Raw genomic sequence first — 19,537 nt, 5'->3', positions numbered from 1 at the left:
ATTAAATACTTTCATTTACTTATCTGCTTTTTCTAAATAACAAATGTACAAAAAAATTAGAGAAGTGAAGGAATTCCTGTTTCCTCTCTCTCCAGAATTGAAAATGATTTATCATCATCTATAAATATTTTCTTGGCAACCTTACCTATAATTTGTGTTGAGGCTGCATCAAATCCACCACCGATAAGCCCTCCTACTAAAGGTACGGCTTTTCCTAAGCCGGATAAACCTTTGCTGCCTAGTTTTGAGGCTATGTTTACACTCACTTTTTCATTCACTGAAAGGAGCATCTTTTTGGACGATTGTTCAATAAAGTTTCTTACGAATTTTTCACCGGCTTTGATTCCCATCTCCTTGAATATCTCTTTGGTTCCATTGCCAAGCATACAAACATAGATGACCGATTTTACCTGATCGCTTTGAATATCGTGGCCACCCATATAAGCAATGGCAGAGATCATTCTTACTTGAATATACATCACACTCGCTATATTGGCAGGCAAGGCAAAAGGCATTATAGCCCATCCGCCGAGTCCTGCAAAGAATCCGCTGGATGCAGCTTTGGTAACCTGCCATTTGATCAACTGGTCGACTTGCTGGTCGATGCTTCCTTTTGATTTAAGATAATCATTTCCTAACTGATATGCTGAGTCTACACCTCCAAAACCATTTATGGCTCTGGCGTATGTCCATTCCAGAACTTTTGAGACGATGCCGCTTTTGGCTGTTGTTATTATTTTACTCATGTTAAGTATATTAAGGTCTTTGACCTATTTATAGCTTTGGTAAGTATGAATACATTATTTATGCTGTAGCTTTTATTGTATTCTTTACTTACTGCAACCTGATTATTATAATACCTGGTTTTTATAACAAACTCCTTATAAGCTTTGTTTATAAGGTCTGTTATGGTAAACTGATATGTCTATAAATTTAACCTTGCAATATACTTCTTAAAATAGATTATAGTGGTTTTTGTTAATACTATTTAACCCGAAACTTTATTTCTTAAGGTCTCAGATTAAATAGTATTATAAGTCTGGAGTTTATTCGTTTTCTTTGGTGACGAGCCTTCCGTTTACTTTTACATTATCTAAAACCAGATTAACGACATTTTTCATTTGAGTAGCCTTAGGTGCTTTTTTTACTTCAATATTGCGTAATGTAATATCATATAGTTTGGCTTCGGGCACACCGTTCGCCATGATGGCTACGCTGTCTACTCGGTTACATGTTACATTTTCGATGGTAATATTTCGGAATTGTGTCGGATAATTTCCTCCTCTATAACCGTGGTAGTCTGTACGGAAGTTTATTACTCCCCATAAGCATACATCAGCCTCGATGTTTCGCATATGTAGATTCTCGAAGAATCCTCCACGGTCGAGGTTCGATTTGAAGTAAATTCCATTCCTGCAACTATCTATTTTACAGTCTTCGATGAAGATATTACGTACACCTCCCGACATTTCGCTACCGATGGTAATAGCCCAGCGGGCAAAATAGCAATTGCGTATAATTACATTCTCGGTTGCCTGCCCTATACGCCATCCGTCTTGATCCCGTCCCGATTTAATGGCTATACCGTCGTCTCCGACATTGAATTTTACATTTTCTATTAATACATTGGTAGATGATTCGGGGTCGCATCCGTCATTATTGTAATTGTTACTGTCAATATACACATCACGTACAATTACATTGTCACAATAAACGGGATGAATAATCCAGAAAGGCGAATCGTATATCTTTACGCCTTCGATCAATACGTTTTTACATCCTAAAAACTGGATCATACATGGGCGCAGATGCCAGCCTTCTCCAAAAACACGCTCGTAAACAGGAATGGAGTCGTTACCCATTTGACGAAGTCTGTCCATTGCCGGTTTTTCTTTGGGTTTCCAAGTGTTGAATGTTACTGCACCATTACCATCAATTTCTCCTTTGCCTGTGATGGCTACATTTACGCATTGATAACTGTAAATAAACGGGGTATAGTTGAAGCATTCTGTACCTTCCCATTTAGTCAGTACCATAGGGAGATAGTCGGTAGGTTCTGTCGAAAATTCGAGCCGGGCCCCTTCTGTTAAATGAAGATTTACGTGACTTTTTAAGATAATAGAACCTTTAAGGTAGTATGTGCCTGCGGGAACTAATACTTTGCCTCCGCCTTGCTGATTACATTCATTTATTGCGGCAATAATTGCAGGAAGGCTGTTGAATGTAGAATCGTTTTTTGCTCCGAAATCTACAACATTGAAGGTTTTGTCATGAAATTTAGGTGCGGAAATATTTTTCATAATTTCAGGAACCATTTCCCATCCGTTATCTGTGACTGTTGTAGTCGGACGGCTGCATGATAGGAGTAGAACAGCCATAAAAAGGATTGGTGTAATCTGTTTTATCATAATATTGTGTTTGGTTTTTGAGTTTAAGGTATATTCCGCATTGTGTTATTTATTGCTTTGAGAAAATGTAAGTATATATCCGTTACAATCTTCTATTGCAAAATCGGTTGATCCGTAAAATGTGTCATGCAGGTCTTTTGCTAAGGTTGCTTTGTTCTTCAACTTTTCATAAAGAGTATGTATGTCAGATACATGTATATAAAAAGTCAATCCGCCTCCCCGAGGAAATTCAGATAGTTGAGGATATTCTTCTTTAATGCTGTTTTCTTCTTGAAACATAAACATAACGTCTCCCGATTTTACTATTGCGAATACCCATTGCCCTGTTTCGGGTACGCTATCTATTTTGTTAAACCCTAAGATATTAGTATAAAAATCGACTGTTTTGTTTACGTCTTTAACCATAAGGTTAGGTGTAGAATCTTTTAAAACCATGATTGTTTATTTTTTAGTAAAGAAAGCTATAAGCAATATGCTTTCAGGTTATAGTTGTTGTACTTGTCAAAATATTAAAAAGGTCTGAAACCTTAAATATAAAGATTGTTTTCTAAAATAGTAAATGTTTATGAAAAGAATAGTCGGCTCGCTGACTCTAAAAAGAAGATGTTACTCTTTATAAGAATGGGTTAGCTGCTGTAAGAAAAAATAGGTGGAGAAAAGGAACTTTTCTCCACCTATCTATATCGTTTGTAGATTGGAATCTTTTACTCCAAATATGTATATCCGTATAATCCTGAACGATAGTTGGATAAGAACTCTTTACCTTCTTCAACGGTAATAGATCCTTGTTTAACACAAGTTGTTACCCAGGTTTCTACTGTACGAACCAGTTTTTTAGCGTTGTATTGTGCATATTCCAATACTTCAGCTACCGTTTCTCCATCTAATATCTGTTCTATCTTATATCCGTTTTCGTCAACTGCTACGTGTACTGCATTGGTATCACCAAACAGATTGTGAAGGTCACCCAGAATTTCCTGATATGCTCCAACCAGGAATACTCCTAAATAATAAGGTTCATTCTTTTTCAGGCTGTGTACAGGTAAATATCCTGTTTGATTGCCTGTTGGTATGAAGTTATCAATCTTTCCGTCCGAATCACACGTGATATCCTGTAATGTAGCTGTTCTATCGGGTCTTTCTGACAAACGATGCAAAGGTATGATCGGAAATATCTGATCGATAGCCCAAGAGTCAGGCAGAGACTGGAAAAGAGAGAAGTTACAGAAATATTTATCAGGGAGCAATTTAGCTAACTGTTTCAATTCGTCGGGGGAATGTTTCATACGTCCTGCCATCTGGTATATTTCACGTGCGATAGAGAAATAAAGACGCTCTACTTGTGCTCTTGTTTTGAGAGTCAACATTCCCAAGCTGAATAAATCGAGTGCTTCTTCTCTGATCTGTTGCGAATCGTGCCATGCTTCCAACATACGGCGTTGATTAAGATCGTCCCATATTTGATACATCTCACGCACCAGTTCATGATCTTGTTCACTAATCACATCACTTTCTTCCCATTCGGGTAGAGTTGCTGTTTCGAGAACCTCAAATACAAGTATCGAGTGATGGGCTGTTAGCGATCTTCCTGATTCGGTAATGATATGAGGGTGGGGCAGGCCATTCTTGTTGGCTGCATCTACCATTGTCGAAATAGAGTCGTTTACATATTCCTGAATAGTGTAATTAACACTACTTTCGCTGTGTGACGAACGTGTGCCGTCGTAATCGATACCGAGACCTCCGCCAATATCAACAAATTCGATATTGAAGCCCATGCCATGAAGTTGTACATAAAATTGCGAAGCTTCACGTAGTGCTGTTTTAATACGTCTTATTTTTGTTACCTGACTACCGATATGGAAGTGGATAAGACGCAGAGAACCCTGCATGTTATTTTTTTCAAGGAAAGACAGAGCCTCCAATAGCTCACTCGAATTTAATCCGAATTTACTGACATCGCCTCCCGATTCTTCCCATTTTCCGCTACCGCTACTCGCTAATTTGATACGTATACCAATATTAGGAACTATTTTTAAACGTTTTGCTGTTTTTGTAATAAGTGGTAATTCATTCAGTTTTTCAACCACAATGAATACTCTTTTTCCCATTTTTTGAGCAAGAAGAGCCAATTCTACATAACTTTCGTCTTTGTATCCGTTACAGATAATTAAAGAGTTAGGGTCTGTATTGATGGCTATAACTGCATGTAATTCGGGTTTAGAACCGGCCTCAAGACCGATGTTAAACTTTTTACCATGACTCACAAGTTCCTCTACTACGGGTCGCATCTGATTCACCTTTATAGGATATATAATGTGATTCTGTGCTTCGTAACCATACTCTTTGGCTGCTTTTTTAAAGCAAGTAGAAATCTTTTCGATGCGGTTATCCAGAATATCCGGAAAACGAACCAATACAGGGGCTGCTACATCGCGAAGCTGTAATTCATCTATCAGCTCTTTCATGTCCACAGCTACACCATCTTTTCGGGGAGTAACTATTACGTTCCCCTTTTCATTGATTGAAAAATAATTCACACCCCAACTGGAGATGTTGTACAATTCTTCCGAATCTTCAATGCGCCATTTTCTCATTATTGCAAATACGCCTGTTTTAAAATTGTTTGTAAATAGAGTGACCTTAAGTAAAAGTTGGATTTTAAAATCAATATTTTAAAATTATAACTTGCAATGATATTTATACTTAGGTAGATAATAAAAAGGTCTGCGACCTTACTTGGTAGTTAGAACCTTTGTTATCTCTCCTATATATAAAATATGGAAATCGTTTTGAGGGAACCACTTTGAGATTATTTCCTTATCCAGAAAATATTCACCTCCCATTGGTTGAGCATATAGTTTTTTTATAAAAATGGCTGTGTGAGCTTCCTCAAAGTAAGGAATCTCTCCTTCGTGAGTAATTGTCAGTTCAGCTTTTTCTATTTTATTTTCATCTCTGCCCGATACTTTGCCCAAATAACCGAGCTTTTTCAAATAGCTTTTATCAAAGAAAGTGAGCGAAAAAGAATCTGCATTATCTACAAATTCTTTTGTGTAACGCTGTGGACGTATAACAATAAAGGCTACTTGTTTGTTCCACATAATTCCGAAGCCTCCCCAACTGGCAGTCATCGTATTTACTTTGCCCTCTTTCTCAGCTGTAACCAACATCCATTCGTCCTTTATGTCATAAGGGGAGAATGGCAGTTGTTTTGCCGATATTTCTTTGAAATTGTTCATTGTTATATTATTTTGTCAATTGCAATATTGGTCGTACACTTTCTGATCGGGATGTTTTTCGAGGTGTACTCCTTACGTTTGTTATAGGTTTGTTATCAACTGAAACAACCTGCTTTGTTTGCTTCAAATAAGTGTGATCTGTTGGAGGATAATAGAATCCAAGAGATGCGGTTTCAAAGCCTGTAGTATCTACCATTCGCATTGTTTCAAGTACAGGGTACCTATATCCTTTTACATACCACTTGTAGGTTATAAATTCGTATTCTAGTGGACCTTCCCAAACACCACGCAAGGGGATATATTGAATAGTTTGTACATATTTTATCCGCAAAACATTGTTATAAGTACCCGATGGTAACGTAATAGTTCCGTAGCCATCAGCTTTCATTTCATAATAACCTTTGGTTCTGAAATCATTTCTTCCACTATACCATACATCTGATTGGTAATCGTATTTATAAGAATCGCCATAATATGTTGGGTATTTATCTTCTATCATACGAGGATTATACTGCAATAGAGTAGTTGAATTTTCATGTCCCATTGCCTGTAATTGATTATTTTTGATTTCGTAATAATACATCGTATTTACAACATTATCAGTATAAATAATAAGACTATTCGCAGAAATTTTAGAAGGATCAATAATATCAAGACCGAGGCGGTACGTATGATCTTCGGCCATATTTGGAGCTCTGTAGTTGGCTTCATATTTATCAATAAGAACTGTCAAATTGCTGAAATTCCAAGAAGCATTTTTACCTCCATTACCAGGGTCTACATAGCTTATTTTCTTTTTAATGAGATAGTCGCCAATATGAGGGGCATTATCTCGCTGGTTTATTTGGTATGGATTGTCTGTAACATCAATCATCCCTCCTTGTCCGATAATTAATTTTAGGAATTTTGATCCTGCAGTAATTGTTACTTCACCGTTTCTATCTGTTTTGTTTTTATTTTCGGTAACACTGATAGTTATAGGCTGGTTTCCATTACCATTATTTTTGTCTGGGGTAGCCCATGTTGCGTTAGATTGAACAGTCCATTTTGTATTTGAGCGTATCATGATAGAATTGGCAGAGGCTTCGCTGTAAAATCCCATATCCAGGATATCGCTGGCATACGTTCCTGTTAGATCCATCATGGAAAAAACTATCTGAATATTTAAAGCTTCTTGCTTTAATTTTAATTCCTCTGTTTTGCTTCCGGCTTTTATTATTATGGTAGCATCACGTTTTATGTCGATATAGTTTTTATCGACAACAACTGTAATGGTCATGTTTCCTTCTCCTTTATCTGCACTTAATGTACACCATTCTGGAATGTCGACAATAGTCCAAGGCTCGTTGGATACAATATCAAGAGTCAATCCATCGGCTATCGGTTCGGCATCAAATACAAGTTCTGGTTTTGAGATAGATAATTCTACATTCTTTGCATTTTGCTTTATTTTCAATTCCTTGATTTTATCTTTCGCAACGATTTTCAAAGTGGCAGAACGCTCTTCTTCTTTTAGATTCTCTTCAGATTTTAATGTAATCTTATAATTACCCTTACCTTCTTTTGGATCGATTGAAATCCAATCGGGAATATCACTTATGGTCCATGATCCGTTGGTCTTTACACTAAGGTCTTTAGTTTCTTCATTGGCTGAAAATGAAATCTCGGATTGAGATAACTCTAATGTAATTATTTCCTCTTCTTTATCCGAAGAGCATGCGATAAAGCAAGCAAGAATACTAATAATAAAGAAAAACTTTTTCATGTAATAGATTTAGTCTAATTTCAATACAGCCAAGAATGCTTTTTGAGGTACTTCTACGTTACCTACTTGTTTCATTCGTTTTTTACCTTCTTTTTGTTTTTCAAGAAGCTTCCGTTTACGGGAAATATCACCACCATAACATTTTGCAGTAACATCCTTACGTACAGCCTTGATTGTTTCACGGGCAATAATTTTAGCTCCGATAGCTGCTTGTATAGCGATGTCAAATTGTTGACGTGGGATAAGCTCTTTCAGCTTTTCGCACATTCTGCGACCGAAGTTTACCGCATTATCTACGTGAGTAAGTGTTGACAGGGCATCCACGGGTTCTCCGTTTAGGAGAATATCCATTTTTGCCAATCTAGCTTCACGGTAGTCGTGCATTTGATAGTCGAACGAAGCGTATCCTTTTGATATACTTTTCAGTTTATCGTAAAAGTCGATTACGATTTCACCCAAGGGTAAATCATAAGTGATTTCTACACGGTCTCCTGAAATATATTCTTGTTTAAGAAGTATACCTCGCTTACCTAAACATAGTGACATGATAGGTCCTATGTATGCTGTACTGGTAATAACCGATGCGCGTATATAGGGTTCTTCTATATAATCGATAAGGGTAGGGTCGGGTAGCCCCGAAGGGTTATGTACCTCTTTTACTCCTCCTTTTTTGTCGTATACTAAATATGAAACGTTAGGTACGGTTGTTATAACGTCCATGTTAAACTCACGTTCCAAACGTTCCTGTATGATTTCCATATGCAGAAGCCCCAAGAAACCGCATCGGAAACCAAAACCTAAGGCAATGGACGATTCGGGTTGGAAGGTTAGCGAAGCATCATTCAATTGAAGTTTTTCCAAAGAAGCTCTCAAATCTTCAAAGTCTTCGCTTTCGATAGGGTATACCCCTGCGAAAACCATTGGTTTTACTTCTTCGAAACCGTCTATCGCTTTCTCACAAGGATTCTTAACGTGAGTAATTGTGTCACCCACTTTTACCTCCTTGGAAGTCTTGATTCCTGATATAATATAGCCGACATCACCACAGGTAACTACATCACGGGGCGACATGGTTAGTTTCAGAACACCCACTTCATCGGCGTTATATTCTTTTTCCGTAGCAAAGAATTTTACAAGGTCGCCTTTTCTGATAGTACCGTTTAGTATTTTGAAATAGGCGATAATTCCCCGGAAAGAGTTGAATACAGAGTCGAAAATCAAAGCTTGCAGAGGTGCTTCGGGATCTCCTTTTGGAGCAGGAACACGTTCTATAATAGCAGCTAAAATATCATATACTCCTTGTCCCATTTTTCCACTGGCACGGATAATTTCTTCGCGTTTACATCCTAAAAGTTCGATGATCTGATCTTCTACTTCATCAGGCATCGCACTTGGAAGGTCTATCTTATTTAGGATCGGAATAATTTCCAAGTCATTGTCGATTGCCATGTAAAGGTTGGAAATAGTTTGAGCTTGTATTCCCTGAGCTGCATCAACTATAAGTAATGCTCCTTCGCAGGCAGCAATAGAACGCGAAACTTCATATGAGAAATCAACGTGTCCCGGAGTATCAATGAGATTCAGTATATATGTTTCGCCATTGTACAGGTATTGCATCTGGATGGCATGACTTTTGATTGTGATACCACGTTCACGTTCCAAATCCATATTGTCAAGGACCTGAGCTTGCATATCTTTACCTTCTACTGTTTTAGTATATTCGAGTAGACGGTCGGCTAATGTGCTCTTACCATGATCTATATGCGCAATGATGCAGAAATTTCTTATTTTATTCATTCTTAAACAACGGTATGACTAGTTTATCGATTGGAGATTACAACCCCAATTTACGGGATGCAAATATACGGAAAGAATTGTACTATTGAAAGATATGTTTTGTAAGATTTTAAGGTCTCAGACCTTTTTATTGCTTTGGTAAGTATAACAACGAATAAATAAGTGGATAAGGTAACAAGTATAGAGGATTGGTGTGATTGTTTGCTGACAATTGGTAAGCAGAGAAATCGCATTAAATATTTAGTGCTACTTAATTGGAATTTTCTCTTAAATATTGAAGACAAATCTTACATTTGCTGTACTTATAATCAGATGGTGGGACATTTGTTTTTATTTTGCACTCTTTTTATCGATAGAGGGTAAAGTATCTCAGATCTGCTCCTGCAACGAAAATACAAATAATTATTTAATATTATTTAAATACTAAACTAATGAAAAGGGAAACACGTTTTTTTAATCTTGCACTTATTGTCTCAGTTGTCTTATTATTTCCTGTTGTGCACTTGTGTGCGAAGGATGTAGTAAAGACTAAACAATTATCAAAAAAACAAAAGGAATGGTTTGACTCTAAAAAGTGGATGCTGGGAGCTAATGCATCTCCTGACTCGGGGTTGGATGCCGTGACATTCGTTAATCATTATGAAAAGCATCCCGAAAGATGGGCGAAAGTATTTAAGTTCATCGAAGAAAATGATCTGAAGGCTCTTCCACTTGGAAAACAATCTCTGGGAGATGATGTAACCGTTAATGTGCAAGAATACACTACCCGTGAGCCGGGCAATGAGCAGTTGGAAGGGCATCAGAAATATATAGATTTACAGTATATTGTTGAAGGTTGCGAATTGCAGGGGTATGCCAAATTGAGCACTGCCATCGAAACTGTAAATCCGTATGATGCAAAAAGAGATATTGCTCATTTTAAAGTGCCGGTAATAGAGTATCATGTGATACGCCCTGATCAATTTACGATTTTCTTTCCTGATGATATTCATATGACTAATATTCAGTATGGAGAAAAAGCTAAAGTACGCAAAGTTGTATTTAAGGTGGCGGTTGATTAACTTATAAGCCTTTTGAGGCAGAAAGACTTGCGCTAACTTATTAATGCCAATGAGTGGTTCAGTTGTTAGTGAAAAACGCTCTTTTTTTACTGACGCACCTCTAACGAGGTTTGTCTTTCATTTTGCCTTGATGCAAAACGAAACAAAAGATCAAGACTGTGCCTTTTGCTTTGGCCTCAATTCGTGATCTGAAAGCGGAAACAAAAAAATACTTTCGACTTTGATTTCTTTTTGTTTTTTACGCTTTCCTCCCACATCGGGTACCCCGTGCAACCGCCAAGGTCGGAGAGCCTGACGGGCGTAAGCAAAGCCGACATTTACTTCGGGGGTGAGGTATCCGTTCAACGAAGCTGTCGGTAAGAATAAAATGTAAAGAGTCCGACAGGACGGCTTATTTTATTCTTAACGGCAAGTTGATAACGGATCACCACCGTAAGTGGTCGGCAAAGACTTTTTGATTCCTTTTGCGGCTTTGGGCAAAAGGAACACAAGCAATCTGTGATTGCGCGTAGGTTATAAATAACAAAGAAGAGCGTTTTATATAATCCAACTACTGATTTGCATTATTAAATGATAGATACTGAGAAGTTTTTCTTTTTTAACATAGCAAAAATGTTTGCAAGGTATAGCAATAAATATTATATTTATTGTGCTTAAGGTTTTAGACTTTTTTACACTCCTAATAGGTATGGCGATAATACATTGCTTGTCGTTATGAAATGTCGTAAAAATAGTTAGTAGTTGAAAAGTGTTTATTTTTAATTGAAGAAGTTATGGGACGATTTCTATCTTTGTTCTGTTTTCTGTTTGTTTTCTCGCTTCAGGGGAAGGCCCAGCAAGATGTTTTACCGGATTCCCTTAAAAGGAGTGAGATATATCTGGCTTGGAATGACGATTCAGCATTGAGAGATTCATTGGAAATTAAAAAAATAATACCCCATTATCATGAATCTCGCTATGTGGAAAGGCATGTTGAATACGGTATTGTAAAGAAACTTTTGTCGGTCAGAAAATTGTCTCGTTTTCAAAAAGGAGATGAGGCTCGGTTTATGTTTCTTTTTAATGATCCTAATTTCGAACCAAGCGGAACACGAACTGTAGCAGCAATATCTTTTCAGGGAGACGATGCTTTGTTTGAGTTGATGGATGAAATGAAATATATAACTTTAAATACTAAATACCGCCCTTTAATTAATGCCGAATTTATGCCATCCTTTAATGGAGGATATAATGCAATGATGAAATACCTTAATGAGAAAGTGAGATTGCCTGAGGATTTGGTGATGCCTGAATCGTGTGGTGCGGTAATGCTTGGTTTTGTTGTGGTTAAAGATGGTTCGGTAAAGAATTTAAAGGTGATAGAAGGCTGTAACGATATATTGGATAAAGAGGCTTTTCGCTTAGTGAAGTCTATGCCCAAATGGCAGGCAGGTAAACAGGCAGGCGCCCCGGTATCGGTGTTTGTGGTATTGCAGTTGATTTTTAAACGTTGAGGTCTCAGGCCTTTTATAAAAAGAAATAATTTTATGAATGTATCATTTAAGGAAAAAGTAACAAAGTTTTGGGATCTCTTTACTGTAAAAGAGTCCGAAGTCAGAAAAATGATAGATGACAAAGTTGAAACTGATACATTGATAAAATATGTTGATGGTCTTTTGTCCGTTGCTTTTAGTAAAGCATTTTTCGAATTGGGTGTTAATGAGGATGGAAAGCATGAACTGATTTTAACTCCCGAGGGAGATAGGTCGAGATTGTTTCAATTGGAATATTGGTTGAAACAGGCTCCGGAGGTATTATTGAAAAAATGGAATTTCTATTCGACTAAACCAGCCAAGGCTAAGGGCGATTTTACAATAAATATGTACGATACGTCTCTTTCGGCGGATAGTATTGTGTTATATTATAATGTGGACGAGAAGCATCAGAAAGTAAATTTGCAGGTTCAGTGCCCTCAATTGATGAAGTTGGAGGAGAATAAAAGATATAGCATATTTTTTATTTATCTGGATCAATTGATTGGCGAAGCTTATACGATGGAATATATAGGATCGATTGATTTTGTTGTATCCTCAACGAAAGATTTTCAAAAAATAGCAGCCGCTGATCTCAAAAAGTTGATGGATGATACTATTGTAGCACAAAACTGGTTTCGTATCGAAAACATCTGTGAAAGATGTGCCGGTTATGAAATGGTTCCATCAAAAGCAAAAGACTGGCAATTGAGAGAGGATATATATATCGCTTATTCATCTTGTTTTCCGGTGTTAAATGCTTTTTACAATAAATCAACCGAATTGTTTGGTAACTTTTATGCGGATGGTATTGTCTTCGGTTTCTTGTTTTATGAGAATATCAATGTTCCGAAAGATCGTATGGTTCCTTTCAGAACCGAAATTGAAGACCAGATATTAAAACAGGCAAAAGCGGAAAGGGTTGCAGAATCTATAGGAGGGGCAACAGGTTTTTATTTCTCATACATGGATTTTATCATCTATGATCTTGATGCTTTCTTAGCTATAGCAAAGGACGTTTTAGCTAAATACAAATTTAAAGAGGCGGGATTCTCTAATTTTATTTTTGGAGATACTCCGATGTTCTTTAAGGGTTGAAGAGAATAAGATCAAAGAAGAATATATAATTCTCAATAATAAAATAATAATTGTTCTTTGAATAAATGCAAGTTATGAGAAGCTTTACAATAACGATCTTTCTGTTATTTGTTCATATAGTGGTTTATTGTCAAAATCATAATATACGAATACAGTTAGATAGTGTTAATTATGACAAAATAGAAGCCGAGTTTAGTTCTTTTCCTATCGATGGTATTAAACAAGAAGATAGAAGTTGGCTTTTTATAGTTCCCGACAGCATATTTTCTACGTATACATCTACAAGGTTTATCGGATATAAATCAAATGAAGATTCTATTGCATATAACATTAGCTTCAATATTGCATTGGACGAATATCCTTTTGAAACAAGTAGTAATGTTTTCTTTTTTAGTGATGTTCCCGATACATATATAAAAGCATGCTTTCAAAAACGTACTGATATTGCATCTGAAAAAGAATATAGAGATGAATTTCTTATATATGAAGGAGATTCGGAGGTTTTCAATTCTTTGAAAATGGTTGAAGAATTTGTGCACGCGCTGAGAACTTTACCGGGAGAAGAGGTTGCTAAAGTGTATCTGGGTATTTTACAAAAATATCCAACTACTCGAAGTGCTTTAACCCTTTCTGCAATAGGGATTAATCTTAATTTATCTATACTGGAAAATATTTATTCTACAATTTCCCCTGAATTACAAGATTCTTACTATGGGAAACGAATATTGAAAGAAATTTCAAAAAAGAAAAATTTTCAAGTCTTTCATAATATGAGCCTTCCCGATTGGCAAACCGGAATTGAAGAAGATATTGTGAAAGATAGCAGCGATTACACTTTAGTTATATTTTCAGCATCATGGTGTAGTCCTTGTCATAAACTGATACCTGCATTGAAGCAGATATATAATGATTTACATCAATACTTGGATATTGTTTATGTGTCAGTTGATGATAATGAAACCGAGAAACAGTGGAAAAGTTTGATGATAAAAGAAAATATTCCCTGGCGAAGCTTGCTTGCAGAGAAACGATATGGCGAAGTTATTGAAAGATATTCTGCCGAAAGTATACCTCGTTTGTGTTTTGTTGACAGAGAAAAGAAAACCAAAATAGTAGATATTGGTAAAGATGAGGATTTAAAGTGGTTGTATAGTAGTGTTTTAGATGGCGAAAATAATGTCCCTCAATAAGGAAATAGAGTTGAGGAGCTGTTTGAACCTATAAATCTTACTATAATAATTTAATTATAAAGTTATTTTAATTTTTCGAGAATAGCTGCTGCTATAAATTCGGCAGCTTTTTCATTTAATCCGCCACCCATTACAAGCATATCGGCTTGTTGACGCGATGGCTCTATGAATTCTTCGTGCATAGGGCGGACTGTTTTGTAATAACGGTCTATAACCTCCAGTGCTGTACGCCCACGTGAATCCATATCCCGTTGAATGATGCGGGTGAGACGTTGGTCGGCAGGTACTTCCAGAAATATCTTCATATCCAGTTGATCGCAAATCATTTGAGAGGTATATATTAATATGCCTTCTACTAATAGAATGTTTTTAGGGGCGATTGGTATTGTTTCTTCCAGACGAGCGCATGTCAGATATGAATAGGTTGGACAGTTGATCGTTTGTCCCGATTTTAGTGACTCGATATCCTTGCTCATTAACTCCCATTCAATAGAATCGGGATGGTCATAGTTTAGCTTGAACCGATCTTCTAACGGTATGTCGCTGTTGTCTCTGTAATAGGCATCTTGTGGTAAAATAGCAATTTCTTCCCGGGGGATGCGGCTTAATATGCCATCTACTAAGGTTGTCTTTCCGGAACCTGATCCTCCCGCAATACCTATTATATACATGAGTCGTTTTTTTATTTGTAAATACTTTAATTGTTACAAAAGTATTTGTATTCTTTGGATTGTGAAACTCCGGAGGCGAAAATTTTAGAGTGTTCCTTGCTCTATCTCTATTACAATGCGTTCTATCATCTTGTCTTTACCATTGGGTTCGTATTGAGTTTTTAGGTTGTTGCCGAAAACACCTGCAAAGGTATTGTAAACAGTAGCCTTAAATCCTCCTGTGAGAGATTTGATGATATCGTATGCCGACGAATTGGTTTGCCTGTCGATAAGTTTAACCAGAATCTTTCCTTGATTTTTGGTCAGTTTTTTCATCCTTGGTTTATAGGAGTCCATTATGAATTTTTGAGTCTGTTCAAGATGTTTTTGTTTTGCTTTCTTATCGTGTAAAGTCTCCATGAATTCATAAGTCTCAATAATGTTTTGTGCTACCTGCTTGGCATAGGGTAGGGTTATCTTTACATCGCGTACTAGTTTGGTATACTCCAACCTCTCCTTTTCGTTTTTGAAGTAGAGCGGAGGAAATATTATAGCCTCGGGCAGATATGCGTTAAACAGAGTGTCGCCTTTTACTACTTCGAATGTGTAACGGATAATTCTACGCTCTTGTGCCTGTGTATAAAATATACATAGGATATAGAGTAGTATTATGGATAAGAGTTTTTGCATTGAATAAACAGTTCAGGTCATAGACCTATTTATTGTATCTTATCAGTGATCTGAAAATCTGATGTTGTTTTATTTTCTGATGATCTTAATAAGATGCTCAAAGATAATAATTACAACAAAATAAATATATAAAAATAAGATATGAATACAATGTTCAAATATTAACTAAGGTCGCAGACCTTTTTATTGCTTTGGCTGGGCATAACAACCTGAGATAGTTATGTTGATAAATCATTGTGTTAAATATTTAGAATTACTTATATAGTCTGTGAGTCTTTTTTTAGTTAGAAAGAAATATGGTAATTAGGAAAAAGTTTTTTATCTTTGCGACCATTCTTTTATTAATTGAAAAAGTGGGAAAATTTAGTCTCTATAATATTCCGTTAAGGAATCTGGCAGATGGTCTTCATAAGTTCGAGTACGTTTTGGATGATCAATACTTCAAAGCTATTGGCGACGCTGATTCTGATATTAGAAGAGGCAAAGTTAATGTAGATGTCACAGTGAAAAGTGTATCTTCGACATTCGAGTTTAGTTTTACTCTGAATGGTGAAGTTCATGTTCCTTGTGATCGTTGTTTAGATGATATTCTGATTGAAACAAACTCTACCAACCGTCTGGTTGTGAAATTTGGTCATGAATATTCGGAAGAAAGCGATGAAATTGTAATTATACCGGAAGAAGAAGGTGAAATTAATATTGCATGGTTCTTGTATGAATTTGTAATGTTGAGCCTTCCGATGAAGCATGTTCATGCTCCGGGTAAATGCAATAAAATGATGTCTTCGAAACTTAATAAGCACAAAGCTGTTGCAGCAGATGCTGATTCAGACGATAGTCTGGATGTTGATGATACTGATTTTGACGATTCGGTTGAAGAAGAATCCAATGAGGCTACTGATCCCCGGTGGGATACCTTAAAAGGACTTATTGAAGAATAAGGCGATAAATAAAGTAAAAATTTAAATTAAATAAACAGATAAAATGGCACATCCAAAGCATAGACAATCGAAGTCTAGATCGGCGAAAAGAAGAACTCATGATAAAGCTCTAACTCCAACATTAGCAGTATGTCCTAATTGTGGAACATGGCATGTTTACCACACAGTTTGTAATGATTGTGGGTATTACAGAGGAAAATTAGCAATTGAGAAAGAAGTCGCTCTTTAATTGTCTAAACAATAAAAGCCCTAATTAAATAGGGCATTTTTTTTTATAAATTTAAGGTCTCAGGCCTTTTTTATACTTTGGCAAGTATAACAATAATAGACTGTTACTTTGCCGAATATATCATTAAATACAATCTGTTACTTACATATCTGAAAATATGATTCAAGCAGCGATAACAGGCATCGGAGCTTATGTTCCCGAAGATGTCATCACTAATGAAGATCTTGAAAAACTCGTAGATACTAATGATGAATGGATCATGAGTCGCGTAGGAATCAAGGAACGTCATGTACTGAGAGGTGAAGGTAAAGGCACATCCGTAATGGGAATACGTGCTGTACAAGAGTTGTTGGACAAGACAAATACAAAACCAGAAGATGTCGAAGTAATTATTTTTGCAACAACGACACCCGATTTTCAGTTTCCTTCAACAGCAGCTTTAGTAGCTGATGGTTGTGGAATTAAAAATTCTTTAGCTTTTGATTTGCAAGCAGCTTGCTCGGGCTTCCTATTTGGATTGGAAACCGGATCGAATTATATAAAATCAGGAAGATATAAGAAAGTTATAGTAGTTGCCGGGGATAAAATGACTGCAATTACGAACTACAAAGATAGAACCACTTGTCCGTTGTTTGGAGATGCTGTAGGAGCTGTAATGTTAGAGCCTACTGCAGAAGATTATGGTATCATAGATACTATTTTACATACCGACGGATTTGGTGCTCCACACCTTCACTTATGTGGCGGTGGATCGGCTTTCCCTGCATCAGCAGAAACTATTGAGAAAGGTATGCATTATGTATATCAAGAAGGTCAGGTTGTGTTTAAACACGCAGTATCTCGTATGGCTGATGTTTCGGCTGAGATCATGGAGCGTAATCAACTGACTAAAGACGATGTAAGCTGGTTTGTACCTCATCAGGCCAATCTTAGAATTATAGATGCAGCCGCTAATCGTATGGGATTGTCCCGCGATAAGGTGATGATAAATATCGAAAGATATGGGAATACTAGTGCAGGAACTATTCCTATTTGTTTATGGGAATGGGAGAGCAAATTGAAAAAAGGAGATAATATTATTCTTGCAGCCTTCGGTGCCGGATTTACATGGGGTTCTGTGTATTTGAAGTGGGCATACGACGGAAAATAATAGAAAAAATATAAATCTTATATAGATAGAAAAGCGCATCTTTGTCAGGTGCGTTTTTTTATTCTATATTTGTTGTCTAATGAGGTGTTTAAGTATTGGGGAATATTTAATTGCTCTGTTTTGAAAGAATAGAGCCTGTTCTTGTCAGTATATATTCCCGATAGAGAAATAATAAACATGTCTTAGACTTTAAACTAAATTTTTGAGAGAAGAAAAAAAGAATGCATAAATCAGGCTTTGTAAATATTGTAGGAAATCCCAATGTTGGAAAATCAACGTTGATGAATGAGTTAGTTGGCGAAAAGATATCAATTATTACGTCGAAGGCTCAAACTACCCGTCACCGTATTTTGGGAATTGTAAATACAGAAGAATATCAGATTGTATATTCGGATACTCCCGGAGTACTTCGCCCCAATTATAAGTTGCAGGAATCGATGCGTAATTTCTCGGAATCAGCCTTGGGTGATGCCGATGTATTGCTATATGTGACCGATGTTGTGGAGAAAACTTCTAAGAATGAGGATTTCTTGCAAAAAGTACAGAAAGTAGAAGCTCCTGTGTTGTTGCTAATCAATAAGATAGACCAAACGAATCAGGATGATTTGGTTACTTTGGTTGAGGCTTGGAAAGAATTGCTGCCAAAAGCTGAGATATATCCTATTTCGGCATTAAATAAGTTTAATATCGATTTTGTAAAACGTCGTATTATTGATTTAATACCTGAATCACCTCCCTACTTTGAGAAAGATGCTTTAACGGATCGTCCTGCACGATTTTTTGTTACGGAAATAGTAAGAGAAAAGATTTTACTTTATTATCAGAAAGAAGTTCCATATTCAGTAGAAGTGGTAGTTGAGGAGTTTAAAGAAGAAAAAGATATTATTAATATACGCATTCTTATTATCGTGGAACGTGATTCTCAAAAAGGAATTATTATAGGACATAAAGGTGCTGCTTTGAAGAAAGTAGGAGCAATGGCCCGTCAGGATATGGAACGCTTTTTTGAGAAGAAAATATTCCTGCAAATGTTTGTGAAGGTCGAAAAAGACTGGAGAAGCAGAGATAATATTCTGAGAAATTTCGGATATCGACTTGACTAACTAACAGTTTAAGGTCCCAAACCTATCTGTTACCTTGGTAAGTACGATAGCAATAGTCTGTTACAATTCGGAAGTATATCATTAAATACTTTCATTTACTTAAGATTATGATTAAAAAGATTGGTGTTATAATATCGCTCATGTTATGTTGTTTCATTTATATGAAAGGACAGGATATGGATATGGATATGAGTCAACGGTTAACCTCTCAGGGTGCTTGGTTCTTGTTTTCTGTAAGGACAGAGGAAAAAGTGGGAGAGGAAATTTTGACTCAGGTTGAATTTTTCAAAAGAGATGATATATCCAGTCTCTTTTTTGATGACGAAAATAAATTATACACCGTTTTTTCAAAATATAGTTCCGATATCTACGAAGATCGGTGGAAACTGGTTGATGATACTCACTTTGTAATGGTAAGCCCCACTGACGGAGCTTCGCAAATTGTTGAAATATTGGAAATAGATGACTCCAAATTAGTTTTAAGGAATTGTGGCGATATCGAAAATGGGACTTCCTGTTCTTTATATACCTATTTTTCAACAAAAGAAGGATGGTTGCCCGATAGTGAGATAGATAGTTTAAACACAGCCGGAATTATTCAGGTAGATGAAATGACTCCCTGAATTGTCGAATGACGAATGTTATTAATTTTAAAGTAATAATAAAAGGTCTGAGACCTTAATCTACATATAAATTACAAGA

Annotated in this window: 19 protein-coding genes; 9 read left to right on the top strand and 10 right to left on the bottom strand. The window is 36.4% G+C overall.

Annotated elements, in window-relative coordinates; translation table 11 throughout:
* Positions 1 to 56: 56 nt before the first annotated feature.
* The 7 genes from CLV62_RS10860 to lepA all read right to left on the bottom strand — a co-directional run bounded on the left by CLV62_RS10860 (position 57) and on the right by lepA (position 9,212).
* Positions 57 to 746 carry an EcsC family protein gene (locus CLV62_RS10860; RefSeq protein ID WP_110310804.1) on the bottom strand — a complete coding sequence of 230 codons (690 nt, stop codon included), beginning with the start codon at positions 744 to 746 and terminating at the stop codon, positions 57 to 59.
* 300 nt (positions 747 to 1,046) lie between these two features.
* Positions 1,047 to 2,378, bottom strand: a complete 1,332-nt coding sequence (locus CLV62_RS10855; protein ID WP_394337201.1) for a glycoside hydrolase family 28 protein — start codon at positions 2,376 to 2,378, stop codon at positions 1,047 to 1,049.
* Positions 2,379 to 2,453: 75 nt separating this feature from the next.
* Positions 2,454 to 2,843 (bottom strand): VOC family protein, encoded by a 390-nt coding sequence (locus CLV62_RS10850; RefSeq protein WP_110310803.1) that lies wholly within the window; start codon positions 2,841 to 2,843, stop codon positions 2,454 to 2,456.
* A 269-nt stretch (positions 2,844 to 3,112) separates the two neighbouring features.
* On the bottom strand, positions 3,113 to 5,005 hold the full coding sequence (speA, locus tag CLV62_RS10845; protein WP_110310802.1) for a biosynthetic arginine decarboxylase: 1,893 nt from the start codon (positions 5,003 to 5,005) through the stop codon (positions 3,113 to 3,115).
* A 138-nt stretch (positions 5,006 to 5,143) separates the two neighbouring features.
* Positions 5,144 to 5,650 (bottom strand): flavin reductase, encoded by a 507-nt coding sequence (locus CLV62_RS10840; RefSeq protein WP_110310801.1) that lies wholly within the window; start codon positions 5,648 to 5,650, stop codon positions 5,144 to 5,146.
* A 7-nt stretch (positions 5,651 to 5,657) separates the two neighbouring features.
* On the bottom strand, positions 5,658 to 7,415 hold the full coding sequence (locus CLV62_RS10835; RefSeq protein ID WP_110310800.1) for a BACON domain-containing protein: 1,758 nt from the start codon (positions 7,413 to 7,415) through the stop codon (positions 5,658 to 5,660).
* A 9-nt stretch (positions 7,416 to 7,424) separates the two neighbouring features.
* The gene (lepA, locus tag CLV62_RS10830) at positions 7,425 to 9,212 is read right to left on the bottom strand and encodes a translation elongation factor 4 (protein ID WP_110310799.1); all 1,788 of its coding nucleotides are present in this window, start codon (positions 9,210 to 9,212) and stop codon (positions 7,425 to 7,427) included.
* A gap of 431 nt (positions 9,213 to 9,643) precedes the next feature.
* Here lepA and CLV62_RS10825 point away from each other — a divergent pair, with 431 nt between their 5' ends.
* Entirely contained in the window at positions 9,644 to 10,273 is a 630-nt protein-coding gene (locus CLV62_RS10825) for a YhcH/YjgK/YiaL family protein (protein ID WP_110310798.1), read from the top strand.
* Positions 10,274 to 10,423: 150 nt separating this feature from the next.
* Here the strand turns inward: CLV62_RS10825 and CLV62_RS10820 are convergent, their stop codons facing one another.
* Positions 10,424 to 10,618 (bottom strand): hypothetical protein, encoded by a 195-nt coding sequence (locus tag CLV62_RS10820; protein WP_110310797.1) that lies wholly within the window; start codon positions 10,616 to 10,618, stop codon positions 10,424 to 10,426.
* 428 nt (positions 10,619 to 11,046) lie between these two features.
* On the opposite strand from CLV62_RS10820, the gene CLV62_RS10815 reads away from it, so the two are divergent.
* The 3 genes from CLV62_RS10815 to CLV62_RS10805 all read left to right on the top strand — a co-directional run bounded on the left by CLV62_RS10815 (position 11,047) and on the right by CLV62_RS10805 (position 14,072).
* Entirely contained in the window at positions 11,047 to 11,766 is a 720-nt protein-coding gene (locus tag CLV62_RS10815) for an energy transducer TonB (RefSeq protein WP_110310796.1), read from the top strand.
* A gap of 33 nt (positions 11,767 to 11,799) precedes the next feature.
* Positions 11,800 to 12,882, top strand: a complete 1,083-nt coding sequence (locus tag CLV62_RS10810) for a hypothetical protein (protein ID WP_110310795.1) — start codon at positions 11,800 to 11,802, stop codon at positions 12,880 to 12,882.
* 74 nt (positions 12,883 to 12,956) lie between these two features.
* Positions 12,957 to 14,072 (top strand): TlpA family protein disulfide reductase, encoded by a 1,116-nt coding sequence (locus CLV62_RS10805; RefSeq protein WP_170120046.1) that lies wholly within the window; start codon positions 12,957 to 12,959, stop codon positions 14,070 to 14,072.
* A 62-nt stretch (positions 14,073 to 14,134) separates the two neighbouring features.
* Here CLV62_RS10805 and udk read toward each other — a convergent pair whose 3' ends face one another.
* Together udk and CLV62_RS10795 are read right to left on the bottom strand one after the other, a co-directional pair.
* On the bottom strand, positions 14,135 to 14,743 hold the full coding sequence (gene udk, locus CLV62_RS10800; RefSeq protein ID WP_110310793.1) for a uridine kinase: 609 nt from the start codon (positions 14,741 to 14,743) through the stop codon (positions 14,135 to 14,137).
* An 84-nt stretch (positions 14,744 to 14,827) separates the two neighbouring features.
* The gene (locus CLV62_RS10795; protein WP_110310792.1) at positions 14,828 to 15,412 is read right to left on the bottom strand and encodes a DUF4294 domain-containing protein; all 585 of its coding nucleotides are present in this window, start codon (positions 15,410 to 15,412) and stop codon (positions 14,828 to 14,830) included.
* Between the two features lie 353 nt (positions 15,413 to 15,765).
* Here CLV62_RS10795 and CLV62_RS10790 point away from each other — a divergent pair, with 353 nt between their 5' ends.
* The 5 genes from CLV62_RS10790 to CLV62_RS10770 all read left to right on the top strand — a co-directional run bounded on the left by CLV62_RS10790 (position 15,766) and on the right by CLV62_RS10770 (position 19,458).
* A complete protein-coding gene (locus tag CLV62_RS10790; protein ID WP_110310842.1) occupies positions 15,766 to 16,353 on the top strand; it encodes a YceD family protein in 588 nt (195 codons plus the stop codon).
* Between the two features lie 43 nt (positions 16,354 to 16,396).
* Positions 16,397 to 16,582, top strand: a complete 186-nt coding sequence (gene rpmF / locus CLV62_RS10785) for a 50S ribosomal protein L32 (protein ID WP_110310791.1) — start codon at positions 16,397 to 16,399, stop codon at positions 16,580 to 16,582.
* Between the two features lie 157 nt (positions 16,583 to 16,739).
* Complete coding sequence (locus CLV62_RS10780; RefSeq protein WP_110310790.1) at positions 16,740 to 17,732, top strand: beta-ketoacyl-ACP synthase III; 993 nt, start codon at positions 16,740 to 16,742, stop codon at positions 17,730 to 17,732.
* A gap of 221 nt (positions 17,733 to 17,953) precedes the next feature.
* Positions 17,954 to 18,835, top strand: coding sequence for a GTPase Era (gene era / locus CLV62_RS10775; RefSeq protein WP_110310789.1), 882 nt, complete (start codon positions 17,954 to 17,956; stop codon positions 18,833 to 18,835).
* Between the two features lie 107 nt (positions 18,836 to 18,942).
* Positions 18,943 to 19,458, top strand: a complete 516-nt coding sequence (locus CLV62_RS10770; protein ID WP_146212728.1) for a hypothetical protein — start codon at positions 18,943 to 18,945, stop codon at positions 19,456 to 19,458.
* The last annotated feature ends 79 nt before the right edge of the window (positions 19,459 to 19,537 follow it).

Origin of the sequence: Indolivaga alginatilytica (assembly GCF_003201355.1) — a bacterium.
Lineage (GTDB): Bacteria > Bacteroidota > Bacteroidia > Bacteroidales > Dysgonomonadaceae > Dysgonomonas_A > Dysgonomonas_A alginatilytica.
This window is presented reverse-complemented; position numbering and strand designations above follow the sequence as displayed.